This window comes from Curtobacterium sp. AC273 (assembly GCF_979253735.1).
The window spans coordinates 99,491-122,339 of sequence record NZ_CEEDDU010000009.1 but is presented as its reverse complement, the minus strand read 5'-3'; the positions used below and the strand labels follow the sequence as shown (position 1 = coordinate 122,339).

The following is a 22,849-nucleotide window of genomic DNA, read 5'->3' as shown; positions in this document are numbered from 1 at the left end:
CCTCCTGCCCCGGGAACTGCCCGGGGCCGCTGAGACCAGAGGAGGTGGGTTCCGCATGCACCAGTACGAACTGATGGCGATCCTCGACCCCGAGATCGATGAGCGCACCGTCGCTCCCAGCCTGGACAAGTTCCTCGCGGTCATCCGCAACGACGGTGGCACCGTCGACAACGTGGACGTCTGGGGCCGTCGCCGGCTCGCCTACGAGATCGCGAAGAAGTCCGAGGGCATCTACGCCGTCGTGAACTTCACGTCGTCCGCCGACTCCGCCAAGGAGCTGGACCGCCAGCTCGGCCTCTCCGAGGCCGTGCTCCGCACGAAGGTCCTCCGCGCCGAAGAGGGCATCGCGCAGGTCGCCGCCCAGAAGCAGCGCGACGAGGCCCGCGCGGCCCGCAAGGCCGCCAACGCGACCGCAACCGCGACCGCGAGCGCCGAGTAACCCGTGGCCGGCGAAACCGTCATCACGGTGGTGGGCAACCTCACCGCGGACCCGGAGCTGCGCTACACGCAGAACGGGCTCGCCGTGGCGAACTTCACCATCGCGTCCACTCCTCGCACGTTCGACCGTCAGGCGAACGAGTGGAAGGACGGCGACGCGCTGTTCCTCCGCGCGAGCGTGTGGCGCGAGTTCGCCGAGCACGTGGCGGGCTCACTGACGAAGGGCTCGCGCGTCATCGCGCAGGGTCGCCTCCGTCAGCGCTCCTACCAGGACCGTGAGGGCCAGCAGCGCACGAGCATCGAGCTCGAGGTCGACGAGATCGGCCCCTCGCTCCGCTACGCGACCGCACTGGGTCACCCGCGCTGCGGGTGGGGCCGGCGGCGGTCGTGGCCAGGTCGGTGGTGGCGCTGGCAACAGCGGCGCCGGCGGCAACGGCGGCGGCAACTGGAACAACGGCGGCAACGGTGGCAACGGCGGTCAGTCGGACGCACCCTGGTCCCCCCAGGGTGGCCAGCAGGGCGGCAACGCACAGTCGAACGACGTGTGGAGCACCCCGGGTGGCACGTACGACGACGAGACCCCGTTCTGATCCTCCGCGGTTCAACGGACACAACTTCTTCTTCTTAAGGACAAACAATGGCTGGAAAGAGCACCGGCGACCGCCGGAAGCTCTCGCGGTAAGGGCGGCAAGAACGCCGCTCCCGCGAAGTCGATCAAGGTCGGCGTCATCGACTACAAGGACGTCGCGACCCTTCGCAAGTTCATCTCGGAGCGTGGAAAGATCCGCGCCCGTCGCATCACCGGCGTCTCCGTCCAGGAGCAGCGCCTCATCGCCCGTGCCGTGAAGAACGCCCGTGAGATGGCGCTCCTCCCCTACGCCGGCTCCGGCCGCTGATCAGGAGGATCACCATGTCCAAGCTCATCCTCACGCACGAGGTCTCCGGCCTCGGTTCCGCCGGTGACGTCGTCGACGTCAAGAACGGCTACGCCCGCAACTACCTGATCCCGCAGGGCTTCGCTGTCTCGTGGTCCAAGGGCGGCGAGAAGCAGGTCGAGTCGATCCGTGCGGCACGTGCCGCACGCGAGCTCGCCACCATCGAAGAGGCCCAGGACCTCAAGATGAAGCTCGAGAACGCGACCATCAAGCTGACCGTCAAGGCCGGCAAGGACGGCCGTCTGTTCGGCTCCGTCCGTCCGGGCGACGTCGCTGACGCCGTCCAGGCGCAGGGTGTCGGCTCGCTCGACAAGCGCAAGGTCGAGGTCCCCGCGACCATCAAGACCGTCGGTGACCACGAGGCCACCGTGCGTCTGCGCGAGGACATCACTGCTGTGATCTCGCTCCAGGTCGTCGCTGCCAATAGGTCCGGCAGCACCACCGCTCACGACGGGCGGGTCTCCTCCGGGAGGCCCGCCCGTCGTTGCGTTGGCGAGGGGATGGTCGCGTCTCGTTCCGGCCTGGAGGCGCGGCGTGCGCTGGGCTGACGGGTTACCGCTCAGACACGGTCCAGTTTGCTGGGAACGGCTTGGGAAAGTCGTCCTCAGGTTCCGGTTTGTCAACCGTTTTTGCACAGGGGAACCGTGTCAAATCGGAACCTTCAAGGGTAGTTGAACCCGGGTTCTCCACACATGGTGTGAAACAGGAAACCCCAGGTCAAGTGGTCGAAAGTGTGTTCCCCACCCTACTTGTCCACAGCCCAGTCCACAGTTGTCCACACAGCATTCCGGCGTGTTCCGCAAACTTCCTCCACAGAGTTATCCACAGGGGCGTTTGCTGGGGATAACTCTGTCCCCGTAGCTTGGCCCAGCGACTCGGCGATGTCGGTCGCCCGGGGTAGAACTGGCACGGTCGGGCTGTCCGGTCGATCCGTTCGTTCAGCAAGTTCCGTCGCTCGAACAAGAGGAGTACGTGTGTCGATCGCGCATCTGGACCCCGCACCGCAGGACTACGCGGAGCGCGGTGGCATGGAGCGCACGCCGCCACGACCCCCTGGCGGAGCAGTCGACCATCGGTGGCATGCTCCTGTCGAAGGACGCCGTGGCCGACGTGATCGAGACCGCTCGTGGCGTGGACTTCTACATCCCCAAGCACGAGGTCATCTTCGACGCGATCCTGTCGCTCTACTCGCACGGCGAGCCCACGGACGTCATCGCCGTCACCGACGAGCTGACCAAGACCGGCCTGCTCTCCCGCGCCGGCGGTGCCGAGTACCTGCACAGCGTCACGAGCATGCTGCCCACCGCGGCGAACGCCGGCTACTACGCCGCGATCGTCGCCGAGAAGGCCGTGCTCCGCCGCCTCGTCGACGCGGGGACCCGGATCGTGCAGATGGGCTACGCGTCCGAGGGCGAGGTCACCGACCTCGTCAACAGCGCCCAGGCCGAGGTCTACAACGTCGCTGGCGGCGTGCAGACCGAGGACTACGTCCCGCTGACCGAGGCCATCTCCGCCGCCCTCGACGAGATCGAGGCCGCCAAGGGCCGTGACGGCCAGATGACCGGCGTGCCCACCGGCTTCGCGCAGCTCGACGGCCTCACCAACGGCTTCCACCCCGGGCAGCTCATCATCATCGCTGCCCGCCCCGCACTCGGGAAGTCGACCCTCGCGCTCGACCTGAGCCGTGCGGCAGCCATCAAGCACAACGAGACCGCCGCGTTCTTCTCGCTCGAGATGGGCCGCGCCGAGATCGCGATGCGTCTGCTCTCCGCCGAGCCGAGCGTGCCGCTGCAGAACATGCGCAAGGGCACCGTCGACTCCCGCGACTGGACGACGATCGCGCAGACCCGTGGGCGCATCAACGACGCCCCGTTCTTCATCGACGACTCCCCCAACATGACGCTCGTCGAGATCCGCGCGAAGTGCCGTCGCCTCAAGCAGCAGCACAACCTCCGCATGGTCGTCATCGACTACCTGCAGCTGATGACCTCGGGCAAGAAGGTCGAGAGCCGCCAGCAGGAGGTCTCCGAGTTCTCGCGTGCGCTGAAGCTCATGGCGAAGGAGCTCCAGGTGCCCGTCGTGGCGCTGTCGCAGCTGAACCGTGGTCCCGAGCAGCGCGCCGACAAGAAGCCGCAGATCTCCGACCTCCGCGAATCGGGCTCGATCGAGCAGGACGCCGACATGGTGATCCTGCTGCACCGTGAGTCGGCGTACGAGAAGGACAACCCGCGGCAGGGCGAGGCGGACCTCCATCGTGGCGAAGCACCGCAACGGGCCGACGGACACCATCACGGTGGCGTTCCACGGGATGTTCTCGCGGTTCGTCGACATGCCGCAGTGAGGCGGTGTGTTGTCGTCCGCCAGCCAACTTGTCCGGAGCCGGTGCGATCTTGCCCCTGAGATGATCTAGTTGTCCGGCTAGCTGTGGCGGCAGGAATCATAAGCCCCTGAGCTCTTGTGACTGTTCGCGGAAACGGCGTTGGCGCATTGAGGATGGGTGCTCGAGGTCACAGCGCCAGCTACGGTCTCACCGCCGACTACGTGTCGGCTCCACCAAAGACCTTCAGAAGACCCCTGGTCATTTGGGACGTACCAGCAGCCGATCGCTTGAGAGGACCTCCGGTGCGCCCTCACTCAGGCGGATCTGGGCCGCGACCGGCCTTCCCCTGACGGCGATGTTGGTGCGGTTCACTTCCGCGAACCGTGGACACGCTGAGGTTTGCCCGGTCGCGCTGATCATCGCCGGGGTGTTCCAGGTCAAGCTCGGGCACTGACCCGTGCGCCCGACTTCGACCACCGCGTAATCAACACGTAACACTCCGGGGTAGTTGAGCGACACGCGTCGTCCATAGGCTCACCTCCACCGAGGGGCCGATGGCACTGTCGGCTCCGGACTGGAGGCGCGTCGTGTACACCCAGACGGAACTCACCGAGGCCATCGGCCGTGCCCGGAGCGGAAGCGGTCAGCGTATCCGGGAACTCCTGCAGATCCTCACCCCGGCGGGCTCACGTGCTCCTGCGGGCGAGCATCCGCCGTGGCGTGCTCTCCGCCGGACGACCGGTCGAGGAACAGAGCCTCATCATGTCGATGATGATGAGCCGGAATAGCATCCGTTCGGCGCTGTCGATGCTCGGTGCCGAGGGACTCATCGAACGCAGGCAGCGCATCGGGACGAGCGTCGTGGCCTCGATCTCCGAACTGCCCTTGCTGGAACTCCTGCCGATCGGCGGCTGGACCCGTGCCGAGGAGGACCCCGACCGCCCCTCGGTGGACCTCGAGCTGACCGAGCTCGAACGCGCCACCGTGCTGGCCGACGAGCACATCCGCAGCCGGTTGGAGATCGACGACGAGTACGTGCTGATGCGCGAGGACCTCGTCACCCGCGGCGGCGAACCACTCGGGGTGCTCGTCGGGTACTACCCGATGGACGCACCGGACCTGCTCGTGGACGACGACGACCGGGACGCCCGACTCAACGCGATGCGGCAGGTCGCGCTGTCGCACGTCGAGGCGACCGTGGAGGCGGTGAACTGCGACGAGCGCACCGCCAAGGTGCTCAAGGTCGCGGTCGGTGCCGCGATCCTGGTGCGCGAGACGCTCGTGCGCGGCGCCGACGGTCGCGTCGGGATGCTCGCCTACGGCCACTACCGCGGCGACCGAGTGGCCCTGTGGGCGAAGCACGACGACGTGCCCGCGATGCTCAACACCCAGACGCCCCCGCGCTGACCCGCACGGCTTCACCCTCGGCGGCGGAAACGCCGCCGATCGGCTTGCCCATGCGGATCGACGGCGCGCAATCAACCGTTACCGACAGGTCACGGTGCGGAATCAATCGGCACATAGCGTCACCTGCACACCGAGGTGACCACCTCGGCCCACGCCCAGAAGGAAGGACCGTCCCATGGTGCGGTTCATCGGCTCCCGCGTCGCGCGGATCGTCGTCACGGTCCTCGCCGTGCTCACGTTCGCCTTCGTACTCGCCCGGCTGACCGGCGACCCCGTCCGGCTCATGCTGCCCGACCAGGCGACCCAGGCCGACGTGGACGCCGCCCGGCACAGCCTCGGCCTCGACCGACCGCTGCTCGTGCAGTACGTCGACTTCATGGCCGGCGCGTTCCGTGGCGACCTCGGGGACTCGATCCGCCAGGGACAGTCCGCCCTCGGGCTCGTCCTCGAGCGGCTCCCGAACACCGTCGAGCTCGCCGTGACCTCGTTCGCGATCGGCTTCGCGCTCGCCGTGGCCCTGGCCGTCGCCGCCGAGACCACCGGCAGCAAGCGGCTCCGGTCGACGCTGATGTGGCTCGCGACGGTTCGCCAGGCGATCCCCCGTACCTGTTCGGCATCCTCCTGGTGCTCGTCTTCTCCGTCTCGCTCGGACTCCTCCCCGCGATCGGCCGCACGAGCTACGCGAGCTTCGTGCTCCCCGTCGCGACGATCGCCACGTTCGAGGTGGCTCTGTACCTCCGGCTCATCTCGTCGTCCTTCGACGAGTCACGGACCCTCGACTACGTCCGGACCGCCCGTGCGAAGGGCGTCTCCCGCGGACGGATCGTCGTGCGGCACATGCTCCCGAACGCGCTCCTGCCCGTCATCACGATCGCCGGCATCAACCTCGGCGTGCTGATGGGCGGCACGGTCGTGCTCGAGATGGTCTTCAACTGGCCGGGCCTCGGACGCCTGATCGTGCAGGGCGTCACCGAGCGGGACTACCCGATCGTGCAGGCCGGCGTCGTGCTCATCGCGATGCTCTTCGTCGCCATCAACTTCATCGTCGACATGCTCTACGCGGTGCTCGACCCCCGAGTGAGGCTCTCATGACCCAGGCAACGACCCGGCTCCGCACACGCACCCAGGCGCGGTCCCTCACCGCCGGACTCGTCGGCGCAGCACCCTCGCTCGTCGTCGCGACCGTGATGCTCGTGATCGTCGCGCTGGTCGTCCTGGTGGTGCCGTTCCTGCCCGGCTTCAACCCGTACACGCAGGACCTCGCGAGTGCGCAGCAGAAGCCGTTCACGAGCGGCGCGCACCTGCTGGGCACGGACGCGCTGGGCCGTGACCTGCTCAGCCGGTTGTCGGTGGCGACGCGGACCTCGCTCGTCGTGGCCTTCGGCGCCGTGCTCATCTCGATGGTGCTCGGCCTCGCGATCGGGCTCGTCGCCGGCTGGCGCCGCGGTCGTCTCGACGCGTTCCTGATGGGCGTCGCCGACGTGCAGCTCTCGATCCCCGTCGTCCTGCTCCTCATCGTGCTGGTCGCCGCGCTCGGCTCGAGCACCACCCTGCTGGTGGTGATGCTCGGGCTGACGAACTGGGTCGGCTACGGCCGCGTCTCCCGGTCCATCGCGGTGTCCCTGCGGGAGCGTTGAGTTCGTCACCGCCGTGACCGCTGCCGGGGGCTCCGGCTGGTGGGTCGTCAGCCGCCACCTGCTGCCGAACGTGCTGCCGCAGATCGCGATCCTCGCCGCGTTCGAGGTCGGCACCGTCATCACGATCGAGTCCTCGCTGTCCTTCATCGGCCTCGGCATCCAGCCGCCGACCCCCAGCCTCGGCGGACTCATCGCCGACGGCCAGAACTACCTCCAGACCAACCCCGCGCTCGTCGTCCTGCCCGCGCTGATGATCCTGATGGTCATCGGCGGGGTCCAGTTCGTCTCGCAGGGTCTGTCCGCGCGCCGCTCGCGCCGCTGACCGCTCGTCCCACCCCTGCACCCCCTGACCCGGAAGGGACCACCCCCTCATGGCATCACCCCGGATCCACCGACTGCTCGTCGCGGTCGGCCTCACCGGCGCCGCGGCACTCGTGCTCACCGGCTGCTCGGGCTTCTCGTCCGCCGACGCCGGCAGCGGCTCGACCACCAAGGACACCGTCACCGCAGCACTCACCGCGGAGCCGTCGACGCTCGACCCGGTGTTCGACACGAACCTGCAGTCGCTCAACGTCTTCGAGAACGTCTTCGACCAGCTCACCACCATCGGCACGGACGGCAGCGTCGAGCCCGGCCTGGCGACCGAGTGGACCCACGACGACGCGCTGACGACGTGGACGTTCACGCTCCGTGACGACGCCGAGTTCTCCGACGGGTCCCCCGTCACCGCCGACGACGTGGTCTACACGTACGAGACGGCGATGAAGGACCCCGAGTCGAACCTCGGCGGGTACATGACCGCGATCGACTCCCTCGCGGCGACCGACGACACCACCGTCGTGTTCCACCTGAACACCCCGTACGCGCCGTTCGACCGTCAGGTCACCCTGGTGTCGATCCTGCCGGAGGCGATCTACTCCGAGGGCGCGAAGGCCTTCGGCCAGAAGCCGGTCGGCTCCGGCCCGTACGAGGTCGTGAAGTGGACCCGCGGCGACTCCATCACCCTGAAGCGGAACCCGGACTACTGGGGCAAGCAGGGCACCTACGAGAACGTCGTGTTCCAGTTCGTGCCGGACGAGACCACCCGTGCCAACTCGGTGCAGTCGGGTGACCTCGACATCGCCCTGCTCGGACCGGCCAGCGTCGGCACCGCGAAGTCGTCGGACGCGATCGACGTCGTCGACACGAAGTCGAACCGGGTCATCTACACCGGCTTCAACGCGACCGCGAAGTGGCTCGACGACGCCGACTTCCGCAAGGCCGTCAGCCTGGCCGTCGACCGCGACGCGATCTCCGAGAAGCTCATGGCCGGCACCACCGAGCCGGCCAGCCAGCTCGTCGCATCGGTGACCCAGGGCTACGACGACTCGATCGAGCCCACGGAGCAGGACGTCGCCGAGGCGAAGAAGCTCGTCAAGGCCTCCGGGTACGACGGGTCCTCGATCACGCTGAGCTACCCGACGACGACGCTGCCGCAGATCCAGCAGCTCGCGCAGTCGATCCAGCAGTACCTCGAGACGGTCGGCATCACGGTGAAGCTCGACGGTCAGGAGTTCTCGACGTTCTCGTCGAACTGGTTCGCGAACAAGTTCTCCGGCCTGTACATCTACGCGTTCGCCCCGTCGGTGCTCGACGCCGACCTGCCGCTCACGATGCTCACGAAGTCCGGCGGTCAGGGCTACGCGAAGAACGCCGAGATCGACGCACTGCTCGAGAAGGAGCTCGCCGAGCCCGACGAGGACGCCCGCGACGCCGACCTCGGCAAGATCTCGACGATCGTCAACGACAACACGTACTACGCGCCGCTCATCGCCGACACGTACACGTACGGCGTCACCAAGGGGCTCGACTGGACGCCCCGTCCCAACGGCATGATCCTCTTCAACTAGGAGTCGCACGATGACCACCACCATCCCCACCGAGAACACCGCCGTCATCGTCGTCGACATGCAGCGCGCGTTCTTCGACAACGACGACTCGCTCGGTCGCGCCGGCATCGACGTCACCCCGCTCCGGCACGCGATCCCCGGCACCGTCGCCCTCGTCGACGCCGCCCGCGCCGCCGGCGTCCCGGTGATCTTCACCCGGTACGTCTACATGCCCGGCATGGTCGACTTCGGCGTCACGAAGGGCGCCAAGGCGTCGGACCGCATCGCGGCGAACTCGCTCGGGTACGGCACCGACGAGATCGAGCTCATCCCCGAGCTCGGCGCCCGACCCGACGAGGTCGTGATCGACAAGTCCCGTCCGAGCGCCTTCTACGGCACCCGGCTCGAACCCGTCCTGACCGGACTCGGCGTCCGGAACCTCGTGGTCTGCGGCGTCACGACGAACATCTGCGTCGAGACCACCGTGCGGGACGCCGGTCAGCGCGACTACGCCACCTACGTGGTGCGGGACGCGGTCGCCGAGTTCACGCCGGAGCGGAACCACTTCGCCCTGTTCGGCATGGGCTGGTCGTTCGGTGAGGTCGTCGAGCTCGCCGACGTCGAGACATCGTGGGGCGGCACGCCGTCCTTCGCGGGCACGCCCCAGCCGCGCGTGGGGACCCCGCTCCCCACCGTCGCGGTCTAGTCCCACCCCTGCACGGGCCGGTCAGGTCGACCGGCCCGTGCTTCCCCTCGCACGTTCCGCTCCCGTCCCGAAGGCAGCCCCATGACGCAGCAGCCGCTCCTGTCCGTCCGCGACCTGGCCGTGACGTTCACGACCCCGACCGGTGAGTTCGAGGCGATCCGCCGGGTGTCGTTCGACCTGGCCGCCGGGGAGACCCTGGCCATCGTCGGCGAGTCCGGGTCGGGCAAGTCCACGACCGCGGCGAGCGTGAACCGCCTGCTCGCCGACAACGGCCGGATCTCGGACGGGAGCATCGCCTTCGACGGGGTCCCGATCCACGACGCCCCCGAGCGCACGATGGTCGGCATCCGCGGCAAGGGCATCGGCCTGGTGCCGCAGGACCCGATGTCGAACCTCGACCCCATCCACCGCGTCGGAACCCAGATCCGCGAGGCGCTCGAGGTGCACGGCATCGCCAAGGGCGCTGCGGCGCGGACCCGGGTCGTCGAGCTGCTCGAGATGGTCGGGATCCCCGAGCCGGAGCGCCGCGCCCGCCAGTACCCGCACGAGCTCTCCGGCGGCATGCGGCAGCGCGTGCTCATCGCGATGGGGCTCGCCTGCCGCCCGAAGCTCCTCATCGCCGACGAGCCGACGAGTGCCCTCGACGTCACGGTGCAGCGGACGATCCTCGACGAGCTCGACCGGCTGACGAGCGAACTCGGCACCCGCCGTGCTCCTGATCACCCACGACCTGCCCCTCGCCGCCGAGCGCGCCGACACGATCCTCGTGATGTACCGCGGGGACGTCGTCGAGCAGGGCCGTGCCGCCGGGATCCTGGCGCGGCCGGAGCACGAGTACACGCAACGACTCCTCGCCGCAGCCCCGGACTTCGGTTCCGTGCGGCTCGTCGGCGACGGCCCCGTCGCGACGGCCCCCCGAGCGACCGGGACGGACATCCCGGTGGTGCCCGCCGAACCCCTCGTCCGGCTGACCGACGTCCGCAAGGAGTACCCGATCCGTTCCGGCGGCTGGCGGCGGCAGGACCCCTTCGTCGCGGTGGCCGGCTCGACCTTCGACATCGCCCGCGGCGAGACCGTCGCGGTCGTCGGCGGGTCGGGGTCCGGCAAGTCCACGACCGCGAAGATGGTCCTCGCGCTCGAGCAACAGACGAGCGGCTCGATCACCTTCGACGGTGCCGAGGTGTCCGGCCTCCGCGGCGCCGACCTGATGCGCTTCCGCAGCCGCGTGCAGCCGGTGTTCCAGAACCCGTACGGGTCGCTCGACGCCCGCTGGACCGTCCGTCGGAGCATCGAGGAACCGATGGTCCTGCACGGCATCGGCGACGCCGTGTCCCGGAAGGCCCGCGCCCTCGACCTGCTCGACCGGGTCGCCCTGCCGGCGGCGACGGCCGACAAGCTGCCCACCGAGATGTCCGGCGGCCAGCTCCAACGCGTCGCCATCGCCCGCGCGCTCGCACTCCACACCGACCTCGTGGTCCTCGACGAAGCGGTCTCGGCCCTCGACGTCGTGGTGCAGGAACAGATCCTCGAGCTGCTCGTCGAACTGCAGCAGGAACTCGGGCTGGCGTACCTGTTCATCAGTCACGACCTGGCCGTCGTCCGGATGGTGTCGCACCGCGTGCACGTCATGGACCACGGCCACGTCGTCGAGTCCGGCACCCCCGACGAGATCTTCGGCGCCCCGCAGCACGAGTACACCCGGACACTGCTCCGAGCGATCCCCGGAGCCCGCGTGCTGGACGACGACCGCGCGGCCTGAGCCGGGCACTGCGACCGGCTGCCCCCGGGAGGCGCGCCGGCGCACCGGATCCGCACCGAGCCTCCCGGCCGACCCGTCCCACGAACGCGCCCCAGGAGGCCACCGCATGTACCTCGACACCTCGTCCGAACACGTCGACTTCATCTGGATGATCAAGAACGCGGTCGTGCCGCGGCCGATCGCCTGGATCGGTTCGGTCTCGCCCGACGGCGGGTACAACCTCGCCCCGTACAGCTACTTCCAGCTCGTCACGATGGACCCGCCGATGCTCATGGTGTCGTTCACCGGCAGCAAGGACACGCTCGACAACATCCGGCACACCGGGGACTTCGTCGTGAACCTCGTCACAGACGGCTTCGAGGCGTCCCAGACGGACACCGCGGCGCTGTTCGACGCCGACGTCGACGAGGCCGCCCTGCTCGGACTCGACACCACACCGAGCACCGTCGTCACCCCGCCGCGGCTCGCCGGCGCGAAGGTCGCCCTGGAGTGCCGGGCGGCCGAGGAGAAGGAGATGCCCGGCGCGACGCTCGTGTTCGCCGAGGTCGTCGGCGTGCACACCGACGACGGCGTCCTCGACGACCGCGGACGCATCGACATCGAGCGCTACCGCCCCGTCGGCCGGCTCGGCGGTGCGCTCTACACGACCATCACGTCGGCGTACCGGATCCCGGTGCCATCGGCCGACGCGGTGCTCGCCGGACACCGCTCCGGCGTATTGGCGGGAGCGGTGGCGGACCGGACCACCGGCGCGCACGAACCGCAGGCGGAAATCCCCGCCTCCGCCTGAAACCCCAGGTCAGCGCCCGGTACCGCTGACCAGCCGCCCGCGTAATCGAATCCTCACGGTGCGGCAGTCGCGGCGAAATCGCGCGCTGCTCGAATGGTCACACCACCACCTCAGTCCCCTCTGGAGCACGAATGGCAGCCGACCCTTCCACCTCGCGTGGTTCACCCCGTTCAAGACGCCCGCGTGGAAGTCCCCCTGGGCCGCGGACACCCTGCTCACCTGGCTCAACGGCGAGTACTACATGGACATGGCCCGCTCGCTCGAGCGCGCCGGCTTCGACTTCATGATGTTCGAGGACTCCACGCTCGTCAGCGACACCTACGGTGGCAGCACCGAGAACGACCTGAAGCACGGGCTGCACTCCCCCAAGGGCGACCCGGTGCCGCTCCTGCCGATGCTGGCGCAGGTCACCCAGCACATGGGGTTCATCGCGACGATGTCGACGTCGTTCTACCCGCCGTTCCTCGTCGCCCGCGTGATGGCGACCATGGACCACCTCACGAAGGGCCGCGTCGGCTGGAACGTCGTCACCAGCTCGGAGGACCTCGCCGGGCAGAACTACGGCCTCGACCACCTGCTTCCGCACGACGAGCGCTACGAGATGGCGGACGAGTTCATCACCGTGGTCAAGGACCTCTGGGACTCGTGGGAGCCGGGCGCGATCGTCGCCGACCGCGAGACCGGGTACCTGGCCGACCACACGAAGGTGCACCCGATCCACCACGACGGGAAGTACTTCAAGGTCCGCGGGCCGCTCAACCTGCCGGCGGGGCCGCAGGGCCACCCGGTGATCTGCCAGGCCGGTGGGTCGCCCAAGGGCCGGGACTTCGCCTCGCGGCACGCGAACGTGCTGCTCTCGGCGCCGAAGGGCGTCGACCAGATGCGGGAGTACCGCGACGACATCCGCGCGCGGGCCGTCGGGCACGGCCGGGACGCCGACGACGTCAAGGTCATGTACATCATCCAGCCGGTGCTCGGCGAGACGCAGGCGGACGCCGAGGAGATCGCGCGTCGTCGGAACGAGCTCACCCAGGACCAGATCGAGACGATCCTCGGCATCATGTCGATCACCACCGAGGTCGACTTCAAGCAGTTCGACCTCGATGCCCCGCTCCCCGACGATGTCAGCACCAACGGGCACCAGTCGGGGCTCGAGCAGTTCCGGAAGCGCACCCAGGGCAAGACGATCCGCGAGGCCCTGATGGGCCAGCAGACCGAGGCCGTCGAGCTCGTCGGCACCCCGGCGTCGGTCGCCGAGCAGATGGACGAGGTCATGGAGGCCGTCGGTGGCGACGGGTTCCTGATCCGCGGCGAGCCGGTGCGCACGCACTCCCGCCGCTACATCGACGAGATCGCATCGGGGCTGGCTCCGGAGCTCCGGAAGCGCGGCCTCGTCCGCAGCGACTACCCCGAGTCCACGTTCAAGGCGAACCTCGCCGCGTTCTGAGCGTCGGGACAGGAGCACTCATGACCGCCTCACCCTTCCACCTCGGGTGGTTCTGCAACGGCACGTCGGTGCCGCGTGGGCGCAGCCCTTCTCCGGCTCGATCGGCGACGACTGGCAGGACGCCCAGATCTTCGTCGACCTGGCCAGGGCCATGGAGCGCGCGAAGTTCGACTACGTCCTGATCGAGGACAACACCTTCGTCGGCGACCGCTACGGCGACTCGATGGAGGTGTACCTGAAGTACGCGATGCAGGCGCCCCGACAGGACCCGATGATCGTCGCGACCCTGCTCGCCCAGGCGACGGAGCGGCTCGGGATCATCGCCACCGCCGGCACCTTCGCGTACCACCCGTACCTGCTGGCCCGGATGGCGGGCACGCTCGACCAGCTGTCCAAGGGTCGGTTCGGCGTCAACGTGGTCACCGGCACGAGCGACCGCGCGCTGCAGAACTACGGACACGACGGGATGGACGAGCACGACTCCCGGTACGACGTGGCCGAGGACTTCGTCCGCGCGATGACCGCGCTCTTCGACACCTGGGAGCCGGGCGCCGTGGTCGCGGACCGCCAAACGGCGACCTTCGCCGACCACACCAAGGTGCGGTACGCCGACCACAGCGGCAGCCACTTCTCGACCCGCGGACCGCTGGAACTCCGGGCCCTCGCCGCAGGGCCGCCCGGTGATCTCGCAGGCCGGCGGGTCACCGCGCGGCATCGCGTTCGCGGCACAGCACGCCGACACGATCGTCGCGATCCACTCGTCGCCGGAGAAGGCGCGCGACTACCGGGACCGCGTGCGGGACGCCGCGCGCCGCAGCCGGGCGCGACCCCGACGAGGTGAAGGTGCTGTTCGGCGTCTGGCCGATCGTCGGGTCGAGCGAGGCCGAGGCGAGGCAGCGCGCCGACGAACGGGTGCAGCTCGCGATGGACAACATCGACATCCCGCTCGCGACCATGTCCAAGTCCACCGACATCGACTTCTCGACCGTGCCGCTCGACACCCCGCTCGGCGAACTCGACCTGGCCACGAACGGCACCCAGAACTTCGCGCTCTACCGCGACCGGAACGCCACGCTGACGCTCCGACAGGCGGTGGCGAAGGAGGCCGGTGGTGCCGGTCCGTCGCTCGTCGGCGCGGTCGAGCAGGTCGCCGACCAGCTCGAGGCGTTCGCGGACGTCTCCGGTGGCGACGGGTTCCTGATCGGCACGAACGGCGTCACCGGGCGGTTCATCGCCGAGGTCTGCGACGGGCTCGTCCCCGAGCTCCAGGCACGCGGGCTGACCCGCACCGAGTACGACCACGAACACCTGCGGGACAACCTGCGGGCGTTCTGAGCCCTCGCGAAAGGAAACATCATGCGCGGTTACGTCAACACCAACTGGGCCAAGTGCACTTCGGTGCCGGCGGACCAGCTCCTCAGGACGCCGAGCGGCTCGTCGCGATGTACAACGAGTCGCCACGCACCTCGGCGGTCTACGACCCCGTGCTCGAGGCGTTCCCGGAGGACGTCGCCGTGCTCGCGTTCGACACCCCGGGGTTCGGACAGTCCGACGACGCACCGGCCGACCGACCCTCGGCGACTACGCGACCGTGCTGCTGCAGGCACTCGACGGACTCGGTGTCGGACGGTTCCTGCCGGTCGGCGAAGACCGGGTCGGCCATCGTTACGGCGATGGCCGTCGCGGCCGGAGCGGATCGGGTGCCCGGGGCCGTGCTCTACGCGCAGGAGGAGCCGGACGACGCAGCGTTCGAACACTGGGCGAACGACTGGGCGCCGCCGGTCGTTCCCGGCGAACGGGTCGACCCTGACCGAAGCTCTACGCGAAGAACGTCGGGCTCTACGGTACCGAGAACCCGCGGGTGCTCTACGAAGCCGTCGCGGACACGATCGCGAACGCCGACCGGTACGCCTCGGTGTACCCGGCCGTATTCCGCGGCCGCCGGCGGATGCGTGGGACGACATGCACGCGCTCGTGGCGGCCGGCGTGCACCTCACGGTCCTGGAACCACCGGACCGCGCAGTTCACACCGGACGACCCGATCGTGTTCGGCGTCGTCCCCGAACGCACGTCGTCCCGATGCCGTCGACCGGACAGTTCCCGGCGCTCGCCACGGAAGCGTTCGTCGACGCGGTGACCGAAGCGCTCGACCGCGCTGGTCTCACCGCCCGCGCGGCGGCGGCCTGACCGGCGCCGCTCTGCCGCGCGGCGGCTCGACCCGCGCCACCCATCCCGTTCGACCCCGTCCCGAAGGAGCACCGATGTTCACCTCTCCGTCCACCGCCGACCCGGCCCTGCTCCGGCAGGCGTTCTCGGGCTTCCCGTGCGGCGTCGCCGCCCTGTCCGCGGTCGTCGACGACGAACCGACCGTGCTCGTCGCGTCGTCCTTCACGGTCGGGGTCTCGCAGGACCCGCCGCTCGTGATGTTCGCCGTGCAGCACACCTCCACGACGTGGCCGACGCTCGCCGGTGCCGACTCGATCGGGGTCTCGATCCTCGGTGAGCGGCACGAGTCCGTGACCCGGCAGCTAGCGTCACGCGACAAGTCGGTCCGAGTTCGTCGGCGTCGACACGATGGTGTCGGACACCGGATCCGTGTTCCTCGAGGGGGCGCCGATCTGGCTCGACTGCGCGGTCGAGCACACCTACCCCGCCGGGGACCACGACATCGTCGTGCTGCGGGTCAATGGCCTGATGTCGGACTTCACGCACAGCCCGCTCGTCTGGCACCGGTCATCGTTCGCGAAGCTCAGCGCATGAGCGGTCTCGCGGTGACCGTAGTCGCGGGTAACCCGAAGCCGTCCTCCCGAACGCTCGAGGCCGCGCAGCTCGTCGCGGAGGCGATCACCGGCAGCGCGCCGACCACGGTCATCGACGTGATCGACCTCGGCCCCGGGTTGCTCGGTTGGGGTGACCAGCGGGTGACTGACGCCGTCCAGACCGTGGCGGTATCGGACCTCGTCGTGGTCGCGTCCCCGACGTTCAAGGCGACGTACTCCGGGGTGCTCAAGTTGTTCCTCGACCAGTTCGGGACCGGCGACGGCATGGCAGGCGTGATCGCGGTGCCGCTGATGCTCGGCGCCGGCCCTGCCCACCACCTCGCTCCGGACCTGCTGCTGAAGCCCGTGCTCGTCGAGCTCGGCGCAGTCGTCCCCGTGCAGGGGTTGTACCTGTCCGACCGCGACTTCGCCAGGCCCGGAACACTCGACCCGTGGCTCACACGCTGGCGACCGGCGATCAGCACGATGCTGTGTGATCGACACCGAAGCTGATGAACCTACTCGAGTGGTTGTTCGACGCGCAGCTCGTCATCGGTGACCAGACGGTGCTCTGGCGCGAGGTGATCGGCAACGTGTTCGGCCTGCTCAGCGCGCTCGGCGGGATGCGCCGCAAGGTGTGGGCGTGGCCGGTCGGCATCGTCGGCAACGCGCTGCTCTTCACCGTCTTCATGGGCGCGCTCTTCGACACCCCGAACCCGGTGAACCTGCTCGGCCAGGCCGGCCGGCAGGTGATGTTCATCATCGTCAGCGTCTACGGCTGGTACCGGTGGACGCACCGACCCGACGACGCGACGACCGTGATCGAGCCGCGCTGGGCACTCCTGGAAGACCCGCGAACAGCTGGTCCTCGCCCTGGTGGGCGGCACCGCGGTGCTGACTCGGTCTTCCGTGCCCTCGGCTCCTACGAGCCGGTGTGGAGCGACGCCTGGATCTTCGTCGGCTCGCTGCTGGCCACGTACGGCATGGCGAAGGGATGGGTCGAGTTCTGGCTCATCTGGGTCGCCGTCGACCTGGTCGGCGTCCCCCTGCTGTTCTCGGCGGGCTACTACGCCTCGGGCTTGATGTACGTCGTCTACGGGGTGTTCACCCTCACCGGGTTCTTCATCTGGAACCGTCAAAGGCATGTACCAAAGCCCGTCATTGAGACGGTCGGCGCTTCAATGTAGTTGACACGTTTCTTGCGATCCCGCTATCGCGATAGTCGTCAAACACACAAATACACGGGACTGCTGCAGGTTTGGTTGACTCGTTCGATTAGGCCGCGAGTGCGACCTGTGGGTTGATGATCGTCTCGTACTCGATCGGGGTCAACTTCCCCAGACCACGTTGGCGCCGTTTCCGGTGATAGGTCGCTTCGATCCAGGTGAGGGTCGCCAGCCGGAGCTCTTCCCTGAGTCGCCCAACGTTTCCGGTTGAGGACGTTCTTCTGCAGGAGCGCGAAGAACGATTCCATCGCCGCGTTGTCCGCGCACGCGCCGACCCGCCCCATCGATCCGAGCAGCCCGGCGTCACCATAGCGCCCGGACGAACTTCTTCGAACGAAACTGGCTACCCCGATCCGAATGGACCACCGTCCCGGACGGGTTTCGGCGGGAGATCGCCATCTGCAGAGCCGCCACGGCAAGCGAGGACCGCACGCGGTCACGGATTGAATAGCCGACGATCCGCCGCGAGCAGGCGTCCTTGATCGCGCAGAGGTAGAGCTTGCCCTCACCGGTCGGGTGCTCCGTGATGTCCGTCAGCCACAGCTGGTCGAGGTCTGGTGCCGTGAGCGCACGCCGGACCCGGTCGTCGTGCACCGGCGGCGGCCCGAGGTACGAACGGCTCGTCAACACGGACAGTTTCGGTCATGGAGCTCCGAGACAAACTGCAACCGAGCTCCACTCCGAACGGGGGCTGCGTCGGACAGAATCTGATTGCTCTTCACATGTCCGCCGATCGGCGCTCGGCCGTCCGGTCGACGCGAGCGCATCGGCCACGTCCTGCGCCGGGCAGAACCTGCTCAGTGCGTCGCCTTGGTGAAGTCACCGGGCTTCCAGGTGCGGTCGAAGTAGGGCTGGAGGGGGCCGTAGAAGCGCAGGTACGAGAACCAGTGCCGACCCGGGATCGTCTGCACCCAGTTGCTCTCGCCAGCACTCGGCGGCGTCGGCCCCGAAGTGGAGGACCACCGAGCCGTCCGTCTCCGTCACGAGGTCCGGGTCTCGGCTGCCGCGGTCGCCGCGCTGCTGCTCGTTGTCGATCAGGCACCGGGTCGTGATGTCGTAGACCGTGACCGACCAGAAGAGCGCGGCGGGCACCCCTGCCGGAACCGTCAAGGTGTAGTGCTCCCCACCGTCGAGCCAGTCGCTGGCGGCGTCGGTGTACGCCCCGAGGTAGGCCTGCCCCTTACCGGGCACGGTGCTCTTCATCGCAGCGGAGAAACTCACGGCCTCGTAGAACCACGACGCTCGCTCGAGCAGTTCGTCGTACCAGGGTCCGCGTTGGGAGGTGTTCGACAGGACGACTGCGGTGTCCCACTGCCGGTCCGGCCAGTACTTGGCTCCTGGGAACCGCTTCGCGAAGGTGTTCGCCTGAGCCATCTGCTCACCGTCGACGGTCGCGCGTTCGAGGATCGCGCGGAGTCGATCGTCCGGTGTGAACGGTGTGCCCGGTTCGATGCCGAGCTGGCGAAGCATCGCGAGGAAGAACCGGTCACGTTCGTCGATCACCTCGGTCTGGTAGATCTCGTGCAGTCGTTCCCAGTACGCGATACCGCGAGGCTGGTCACCCGACCACGGCCGACCACCCGGTGAGACCAGCCGAGTCGCGGGCGGGTCCTCGTGGAGGCTGAGCGGGTGCACCCGGACCTTGTCGGCCAGCGCCGCGCTCCGGACGGGATCGGGATCGAGGGTGCGGAATCCGAACATGATGTTGACGCCTGTGCTGTGGACGACCGTCCAGGACTCGTCGTGCACCGGGACGTCCTGGCCCGGGCCGACGACCAGGGTCGTGCCGCCACGGCCCGCGTCGGCGCCCATCTCACCGAGGACAGCCACCTCGCGCTGCCAGAAGTCGGAGATCCCGCCGGCCGTCGGCCCCGGCGGCAGCTCGATGACCAGCGGACCCGTCGCGGACAAGTCGAAGAAGTTCAAGATGTACGGCGTCGTCGCGTTCGCGGTGATGAGGCCCAGCCGGTCCTGGTAAGTGAGGTAGCGGACCAGGTCGTGGTCGGTGGCCCCGAACACATCACGGTGCTGTGTCCGCCACTGCGCGTAGGACACGATCGGCATCGCCCAGAGGTATGCCTGGCACGCGAGCTGGTGGTCGAGTTCGTCGAAGATGCCCGGCAGGTCTTCACGGGACGGGACATCGGAAGCCATGGCGGCAGTGTCAGCACTCATGTCGACGATGCTCCGCGCTCGTCCGGCCTGCGGAATCACCCGAGGCGGGTGATCGGGCGCACCCGGGACAGGTCTGACGAGGACCCCGACCGGCGGTTCTCCTGCCGAGTCGTCATGATGCGCGTGCAGATCTTCCGGACTGGTCAGGTGGTCGTTGCCGCCGGCGTCGTGCCCGTGAAGACGCTGCCGCGGGTGTCGTGGTCCTCGCTGACCGGTATGCCGGTGTCGGAGCCGACGCCTGTGGTGTCGTCGGCGGAGAGCCCCTCGTAGTTGTTCGGGGTTCACCTTCTGGCGTGGAGCTGTCAGTGCGAGGATCGTGCCCAGCCGACGGAACGTCAGCCAGCCGGCTCCTGCGTCTGCTCCAGACGACCTTGCGGGCGTCTCGTGCGCCGCACCGTGGCGGATGGCAGCTCGCCGAACCGTTCGGCGTAGGCGCTGGCGAAGCGGCTGACGTGCAGGAAGCCCCAGCGAGCGGCGACCTCGGACACGGTGACGCTGTCCGAGCGGGCGGTCATGAGGTCCTCGCGCGCCCGCTCCAGCCGGAGCCGCCGCAGGTAGGCCGTCGGCGTGGTGTCGAGTTCTCGTCGGAAGGCTTCCTGCAGGCTGCGGACGCTCGTCGAGACGGCGGACGCGAGCGCTCCCACCGTCCACGGCCGCACCGGGTCGTGGCGGAGGAGTTCAACGGCGCGGGAGACCGACCGGGCGCCGGATCTTCCCCGCGGCGTGTCCAGTGCCGCGGAGTGGTTGTGCGGCTGCCCGAGCAACAGGCTGTGCAGGAACACCTGCTCGAGGCTGCGGATCGCGAGTGGGTGTGCGAGGACGCCTGGCGCCTGCCGAGTGCTTTCGTCGACGAGCCGGACGGCCCGCGAGACGGCGCGGCCGCCATCGGTGGTGAGGTCGAACTCGGTGTCGAACTCGAGCGGTGTCGACGTCGGTGCGTCCAGCAGGAGCTCCAGCTCGGTCTGCAGGTCTCGGTGCGGGATCATGATGGCGACCTGCGCGAACCAGTCGCTGCAGTCGAGTTCCACCGGTCTGCCCGGCATGAAGACCCCGGCGGTCTGCTCGGTCCCCTGGAATCGCGTGCCCCGGGCAGCACGCATGGTCATCTGCGACCGTACGGGGATGTCGAGGTGGTAGTCGACGGGCTCCGCGGTGCGGATCCGGACGGCCTCGCGGAAGCGCATGTAGCCGAACGTGATCCGACCGGCGGTGAGCGCGTTCAGGTGCATGCGCAGACCCGGAACGGGTTCGGACGGGAGTGACCTGCACGGGGAGGAACACCTCGCTGAGCACGGCCGCGGCCTCGTCGACCGTGGTGCTGGCGGCGACTCGATGCGAGGCGAACACCTCTGTCGCGGCCCCGGTCATGGCGCGACTCTACCGGCCGCGTCCACGTCCACCGGACACGATCCCGCGCGGATCGACGGTGACTCCGCGCGCAACGGATGGCGTGTGGTCTTCGGCCCTGTCTACGGTCGAGTCCAGCCGGTGCGCGGCCGTCGGGCTCCCGGGAACCAGAGCATTCCAGGAGCAGCTGCGTCGAACAAGGAGGTTGACGATGACCCTGCTGGAAGCTCCGCGACTGCCTGACCCTTCGTTCGCGCCGCGCGTCGTCACTGCGTCGGCGAGCGGCCCGGACTCGGACCGGATCCTCGTGTTCGGCGATGCGGTCTTCGCGCCAGGAGCGTCGCTGCACGCCGCTGCACGGAAAATGGCGGAGACCGTGGCGGCACGGTCCGGACGCGGCGCGGACGTCACCGCGGTGCCGTGGTCGAGCTGGTCCGGCCAGACGCTGGTCTCGGCCGGGAGGCGGGATCCACGTCGCCAACTACGACGTGGTGGTCGTCTGCCTGTCGGGGAGCGTCGTCCACAGCCGCACGACCAACACCGCGGTCGTCGGTGCCGCCGAGGAAGCGCTCGTCCTGGTCGATCAGCTCCGACCGCGGCTGGCGCCGACCACCGAGATCGTGCTCGCGTTGGCGCACAGGGAGGACCAGTCCGCGCTCGTGACCGCACCGCAGCAGGCGCGACGAGACCTGGTCGTGCTCGGCGTCGACACCGACGTGATCGAGTGCGCCCCGCCGCTCTTCGTCGAGGCCGTGCACCTGCTGATCGAGCAGCAACGTGCCCGAGCAGGCAGCCCGCAGTGGCTCCGCTCGAGGCCGCAGCGGGTGGAGGACCGGTACGACGCCATTCGTCGGCTGGGCGTCGTCGACGCGCCGGCCGACGCCGAGCTCGACCGGATGGTGCAGCAGATGACGGAACTCTTCCACACGAGGGGAGCAGCGATCACGTTCCTCCCAGCGGGACGGCAGTGGTCCGCGGCGAGTCTGTGGTTCCCCCGCGGGACCGGGCGCTGCAGGACTCCTTCTGCCGTTCGACCGTGCTGCGCTCGGCGCCGACGGTCATCGAGGACGCATGGGACCGGAGCCGTCCGCAGGTCGCTCGGCGGGGACGGATCCGCTTCTACGCGGGGCATCCGTTGGAGGACCTGGACGGCACCCGTGTCGGCGCGGGTCTGCGTGTTCGACCCCGCTCCACGCGACGAGGGCACCGTGGAGGTCGACCTCCTGCGTGACTTCGCCGTCCTGGCGCGCGACGCCCTCTACCGTCGCTGACGACTTCACCAGTTTCGGGTCTGGTGGAGCGGGCGGGAGGGGCGGGATCGGGTACCCCCGCCCCTCCTGTCCGTGACGGTCGACCGACGGACTGGAGGCGCGGTGCCAGCCCGCACCGCGCCTCCAGTCCGTCTCGTCAGCCGTCCCGGGCACGTGACCGGCCAGACGGGACCACCTGCGACGTCAGCTCTGCCCGAGGTTGGTCACGAGGTTGATGGCCACCGCGATCAGCACCGTGCCGAAGAAGTACGAGAGCAGCGCGTGCGGCAATGCCTTCCGCCGGGTCTCGCTGTCGTCCGGCTCGACCTCCGGTGCCGCGTACGACATGCCGATCGTGAAGGCGAAGTACGCGAAGTCGCTGTAGGTCGGCCGTGCGTCCTGCTTGACGTCGAACCCGCCGCCGCGGTGGTCGAGGAAGAACATCCGTGCGTACTTGAGCGCGTAGACGGTGTTGACCAGTGCCCAGGCGACCATCGTGCCGAGGACGCCCAGGACCACCGCCGCGATGGAGGCGGAGTCCTGGGCGTGGCTCGCTTCGCCCAGGGCGACGACGACGGCGGCGAGGCTCGCGAAGCACGCCACGATGATGGCGTTGTCCGTGACCTTCGACTGGGATTCCTCGCGGGCGAGGCGTTCCGTGCCGGCGGGGTCCTGCCGCCAGCACTTGCGCCACACCTGCGTCAACGCGATGAGTCCGCGGTGCACCACGCGGCGAGCGGCCCGAGGGACGGCTCACCGACGAGGACGCAAAGGACACCGACGGC

Annotated in this window: 19 protein-coding genes and 9 pseudogenes; 22 read left to right on the top strand and 6 right to left on the bottom strand. The window is 68.9% G+C overall.

Annotation, left to right across the window (positions count from 1 at the left end):
* The first annotated feature begins 55 nt into the window (after positions 1 to 55).
* From rpsF to dnaB, 5 genes and pseudogenes are all read left to right on the top strand, one after another.
* Positions 56 to 439 carry a 30S ribosomal protein S6 gene (rpsF, locus tag ACZ8AI_RS15555; RefSeq protein ID WP_071291675.1) on the top strand — a complete coding sequence of 128 codons (384 nt, stop codon included), beginning with the start codon at positions 56 to 58 and terminating at the stop codon, positions 437 to 439.
* Between the two features lie 3 nt (positions 440 to 442).
* Positions 443 to 1,028, top strand: a pseudogene (locus tag ACZ8AI_RS15550) (single-stranded DNA-binding protein).
* A 47-nt stretch (positions 1,029 to 1,075) separates the two neighbouring features.
* Positions 1,076 to 1,334 (top strand): annotated as a pseudogene (gene rpsR, locus ACZ8AI_RS15545) (30S ribosomal protein S18).
* 14 nt (positions 1,335 to 1,348) lie between these two features.
* Positions 1,349 to 1,792: pseudogene (rplI, locus tag ACZ8AI_RS15540) on the top strand (50S ribosomal protein L9); the annotation flags it as partial.
* A gap of 555 nt (positions 1,793 to 2,347) precedes the next feature.
* Positions 2,348 to 3,714, top strand: a pseudogene (gene dnaB / locus ACZ8AI_RS15535) (replicative DNA helicase).
* A 237-nt stretch (positions 3,715 to 3,951) separates the two neighbouring features.
* On the opposite strand, the gene ACZ8AI_RS15530 reads toward dnaB, so the two are convergent.
* Positions 3,952 to 4,212, bottom strand: coding sequence for a hypothetical protein (locus tag ACZ8AI_RS15530; protein ID WP_464858939.1), 261 nt, complete (start codon positions 4,210 to 4,212; stop codon positions 3,952 to 3,954).
* A 105-nt stretch (positions 4,213 to 4,317) separates the two neighbouring features.
* Here ACZ8AI_RS15530 and ACZ8AI_RS15525 point away from each other — a divergent pair, with 105 nt between their 5' ends.
* From ACZ8AI_RS15525 to ACZ8AI_RS15455, 15 genes and pseudogenes are all read left to right on the top strand, one after another.
* A complete protein-coding gene (locus tag ACZ8AI_RS15525; RefSeq protein ID WP_464858938.1) occupies positions 4,318 to 5,100 on the top strand; it encodes a UTRA domain-containing protein in 783 nt (260 codons plus the stop codon).
* 175 nt (positions 5,101 to 5,275) lie between these two features.
* Positions 5,276 to 5,563 (top strand): annotated as a pseudogene (locus ACZ8AI_RS15520) (glutathione ABC transporter permease GsiC); the annotation flags it as partial.
* A 107-nt stretch (positions 5,564 to 5,670) separates the two neighbouring features.
* Positions 5,671 to 6,192, top strand: a complete 522-nt coding sequence (locus tag ACZ8AI_RS15515) for an ABC transporter permease (RefSeq protein WP_464858937.1) — start codon at positions 5,671 to 5,673, stop codon at positions 6,190 to 6,192.
* Positions 6,189 to 6,737 carry an ABC transporter permease gene (locus tag ACZ8AI_RS15510; protein WP_464858936.1) on the top strand — a complete coding sequence of 183 codons (549 nt, stop codon included), beginning with the start codon at positions 6,189 to 6,191 and terminating at the stop codon, positions 6,735 to 6,737. The genes ACZ8AI_RS15515 and ACZ8AI_RS15510 overlap by 4 nt, the downstream gene beginning before the upstream one ends.
* Before the next feature lie 10 nt (positions 6,738 to 6,747).
* Positions 6,748 to 7,059 (top strand): annotated as a pseudogene (locus ACZ8AI_RS15505) (ABC transporter permease subunit); the annotation flags it as partial.
* Positions 7,060 to 7,108: 49 nt separating this feature from the next.
* Positions 7,109 to 8,626 (top strand): ABC transporter substrate-binding protein, encoded by a 1,518-nt coding sequence (locus ACZ8AI_RS15500; protein ID WP_464858935.1) that lies wholly within the window; start codon positions 7,109 to 7,111, stop codon positions 8,624 to 8,626.
* 10 nt (positions 8,627 to 8,636) lie between these two features.
* Positions 8,637 to 9,311 (top strand): cysteine hydrolase family protein, encoded by a 675-nt coding sequence (locus tag ACZ8AI_RS15495; protein WP_464858934.1) that lies wholly within the window; start codon positions 8,637 to 8,639, stop codon positions 9,309 to 9,311.
* A gap of 81 nt (positions 9,312 to 9,392) precedes the next feature.
* Positions 9,393 to 11,070 (top strand): annotated as a pseudogene (locus tag ACZ8AI_RS15490) (dipeptide ABC transporter ATP-binding protein).
* A gap of 106 nt (positions 11,071 to 11,176) precedes the next feature.
* Positions 11,177 to 11,860, top strand: a complete 684-nt coding sequence (locus ACZ8AI_RS15485; RefSeq protein ID WP_464858933.1) for a flavin reductase family protein — start codon at positions 11,177 to 11,179, stop codon at positions 11,858 to 11,860.
* A gap of 58 nt (positions 11,861 to 11,918) precedes the next feature.
* Complete coding sequence (locus ACZ8AI_RS15480) at positions 11,919 to 13,307, top strand: NtaA/DmoA family FMN-dependent monooxygenase (RefSeq protein ID WP_464858932.1); 1,389 nt, start codon at positions 11,919 to 11,921, stop codon at positions 13,305 to 13,307.
* A 46-nt stretch (positions 13,308 to 13,353) separates the two neighbouring features.
* Positions 13,354 to 14,148 (top strand): LLM class flavin-dependent oxidoreductase, encoded by a 795-nt coding sequence (locus ACZ8AI_RS15475; protein WP_464858931.1) that lies wholly within the window; start codon positions 13,354 to 13,356, stop codon positions 14,146 to 14,148.
* A 2-nt stretch (positions 14,149 to 14,150) separates the two neighbouring features.
* Positions 14,151 to 14,642, top strand: coding sequence for an LLM class oxidoreductase (locus ACZ8AI_RS15470; protein WP_464858930.1), 492 nt, complete (start codon positions 14,151 to 14,153; stop codon positions 14,640 to 14,642).
* A 627-nt stretch (positions 14,643 to 15,269) separates the two neighbouring features.
* Positions 15,270 to 15,494 carry a hypothetical protein gene (locus tag ACZ8AI_RS15465; RefSeq protein ID WP_464858929.1) on the top strand — a complete coding sequence of 75 codons (225 nt, stop codon included), beginning with the start codon at positions 15,270 to 15,272 and terminating at the stop codon, positions 15,492 to 15,494.
* Between the two features lie 74 nt (positions 15,495 to 15,568).
* Positions 15,569 to 16,579, top strand: coding sequence for an NAD(P)H-dependent oxidoreductase (locus ACZ8AI_RS15460; RefSeq protein WP_464858928.1), 1,011 nt, complete (start codon positions 15,569 to 15,571; stop codon positions 16,577 to 16,579).
* Positions 16,579 to 17,253 (top strand): nicotinamide mononucleotide transporter family protein, encoded by a 675-nt coding sequence (locus tag ACZ8AI_RS15455; protein ID WP_464858927.1) that lies wholly within the window; start codon positions 16,579 to 16,581, stop codon positions 17,251 to 17,253. The genes ACZ8AI_RS15460 and ACZ8AI_RS15455 overlap by 1 nt, the downstream gene beginning before the upstream one ends.
* Before the next feature lie 88 nt (positions 17,254 to 17,341).
* Here ACZ8AI_RS15455 and ACZ8AI_RS15450 read toward each other — a convergent pair.
* From ACZ8AI_RS15450 to ACZ8AI_RS15440, 3 genes and pseudogenes are all read right to left on the bottom strand, one after another.
* Positions 17,342 to 17,892 (bottom strand): annotated as a pseudogene (locus ACZ8AI_RS15450) (IS3 family transposase); the annotation flags it as partial.
* 197 nt (positions 17,893 to 18,089) lie between these two features.
* Complete coding sequence (locus ACZ8AI_RS15445) at positions 18,090 to 18,203, bottom strand: hypothetical protein (protein WP_464858926.1); 114 nt, start codon at positions 18,201 to 18,203, stop codon at positions 18,090 to 18,092.
* A 100-nt stretch (positions 18,204 to 18,303) separates the two neighbouring features.
* Positions 18,304 to 19,356 (bottom strand): annotated as a pseudogene (locus ACZ8AI_RS15440) (DUF1254 domain-containing protein); the annotation flags it as partial.
* Positions 19,357 to 19,590: 234 nt separating this feature from the next.
* On the opposite strand from ACZ8AI_RS15440, the gene ACZ8AI_RS15435 reads away from it, so the two are divergent.
* Positions 19,591 to 19,737 carry a hypothetical protein gene (locus ACZ8AI_RS15435; RefSeq protein WP_464858925.1) on the top strand — a complete coding sequence of 49 codons (147 nt, stop codon included), beginning with the start codon at positions 19,591 to 19,593 and terminating at the stop codon, positions 19,735 to 19,737.
* Between the two features lie 65 nt (positions 19,738 to 19,802).
* Here ACZ8AI_RS15435 and ACZ8AI_RS15430 read toward each other — a convergent pair whose 3' ends face one another.
* Positions 19,803 to 20,696 (bottom strand): AraC family transcriptional regulator, encoded by an 894-nt coding sequence (locus ACZ8AI_RS15430; RefSeq protein WP_464858924.1) that lies wholly within the window; start codon positions 20,694 to 20,696, stop codon positions 19,803 to 19,805.
* A gap of 609 nt (positions 20,697 to 21,305) precedes the next feature.
* Here ACZ8AI_RS15430 and ACZ8AI_RS15425 point away from each other — a divergent pair.
* A complete protein-coding gene (locus ACZ8AI_RS15425) occupies positions 21,306 to 22,085 on the top strand; it encodes a hypothetical protein (protein ID WP_464858923.1) in 780 nt (259 codons plus the stop codon).
* A 183-nt stretch (positions 22,086 to 22,268) separates the two neighbouring features.
* Here ACZ8AI_RS15425 and ACZ8AI_RS15420 read toward each other — a convergent pair whose 3' ends face one another.
* Positions 22,269 to 22,793, bottom strand: a complete 525-nt coding sequence (locus ACZ8AI_RS15420) for a DUF1345 domain-containing protein (protein ID WP_464858922.1) — start codon at positions 22,791 to 22,793, stop codon at positions 22,269 to 22,271.
* Positions 22,794 to 22,849 lie beyond the last annotated feature (56 nt).

Excerpts from the sequence above, each read along its gene's own strand:
- rpsF (WP_071291675.1), top strand. The coding sequence starts at position 56 with ATGCACCAGTACGAACTGATGGCGATCCTCGACCCCGAGATCGATGAG.
- ACZ8AI_RS15510 (WP_464858936.1), top strand. The coding sequence starts at position 6,189 with ATGACCCAGGCAACGACCCGGCTCCGCACACGCACCCAGGCGCGGTCC.
- ACZ8AI_RS15500 (WP_464858935.1), top strand. The coding sequence starts at position 7,109 with ATGGCATCACCCCGGATCCACCGACTGCTCGTCGCGGTCGGCCTCACC.
- ACZ8AI_RS15495 (WP_464858934.1), top strand. The coding sequence starts at position 8,637 with ATGACCACCACCATCCCCACCGAGAACACCGCCGTCATCGTCGTCGAC.
- ACZ8AI_RS15485 (WP_464858933.1), top strand. The coding sequence starts at position 11,177 with ATGTACCTCGACACCTCGTCCGAACACGTCGACTTCATCTGGATGATC.
- ACZ8AI_RS15465 (WP_464858929.1), top strand. The coding sequence starts at position 15,270 with ATGCACGCGCTCGTGGCGGCCGGCGTGCACCTCACGGTCCTGGAACCA.
- ACZ8AI_RS15460 (WP_464858928.1), top strand. The coding sequence starts at position 15,569 with ATGTTCACCTCTCCGTCCACCGCCGACCCGGCCCTGCTCCGGCAGGCG.
- ACZ8AI_RS15455 (WP_464858927.1), top strand. The coding sequence starts at position 16,579 with ATGAACCTACTCGAGTGGTTGTTCGACGCGCAGCTCGTCATCGGTGAC.
- ACZ8AI_RS15430 (WP_464858924.1), bottom strand. The coding sequence starts at position 20,696 with ATGCACCTGAACGCGCTCACCGCCGGTCGGATCACGTTCGGCTACATG.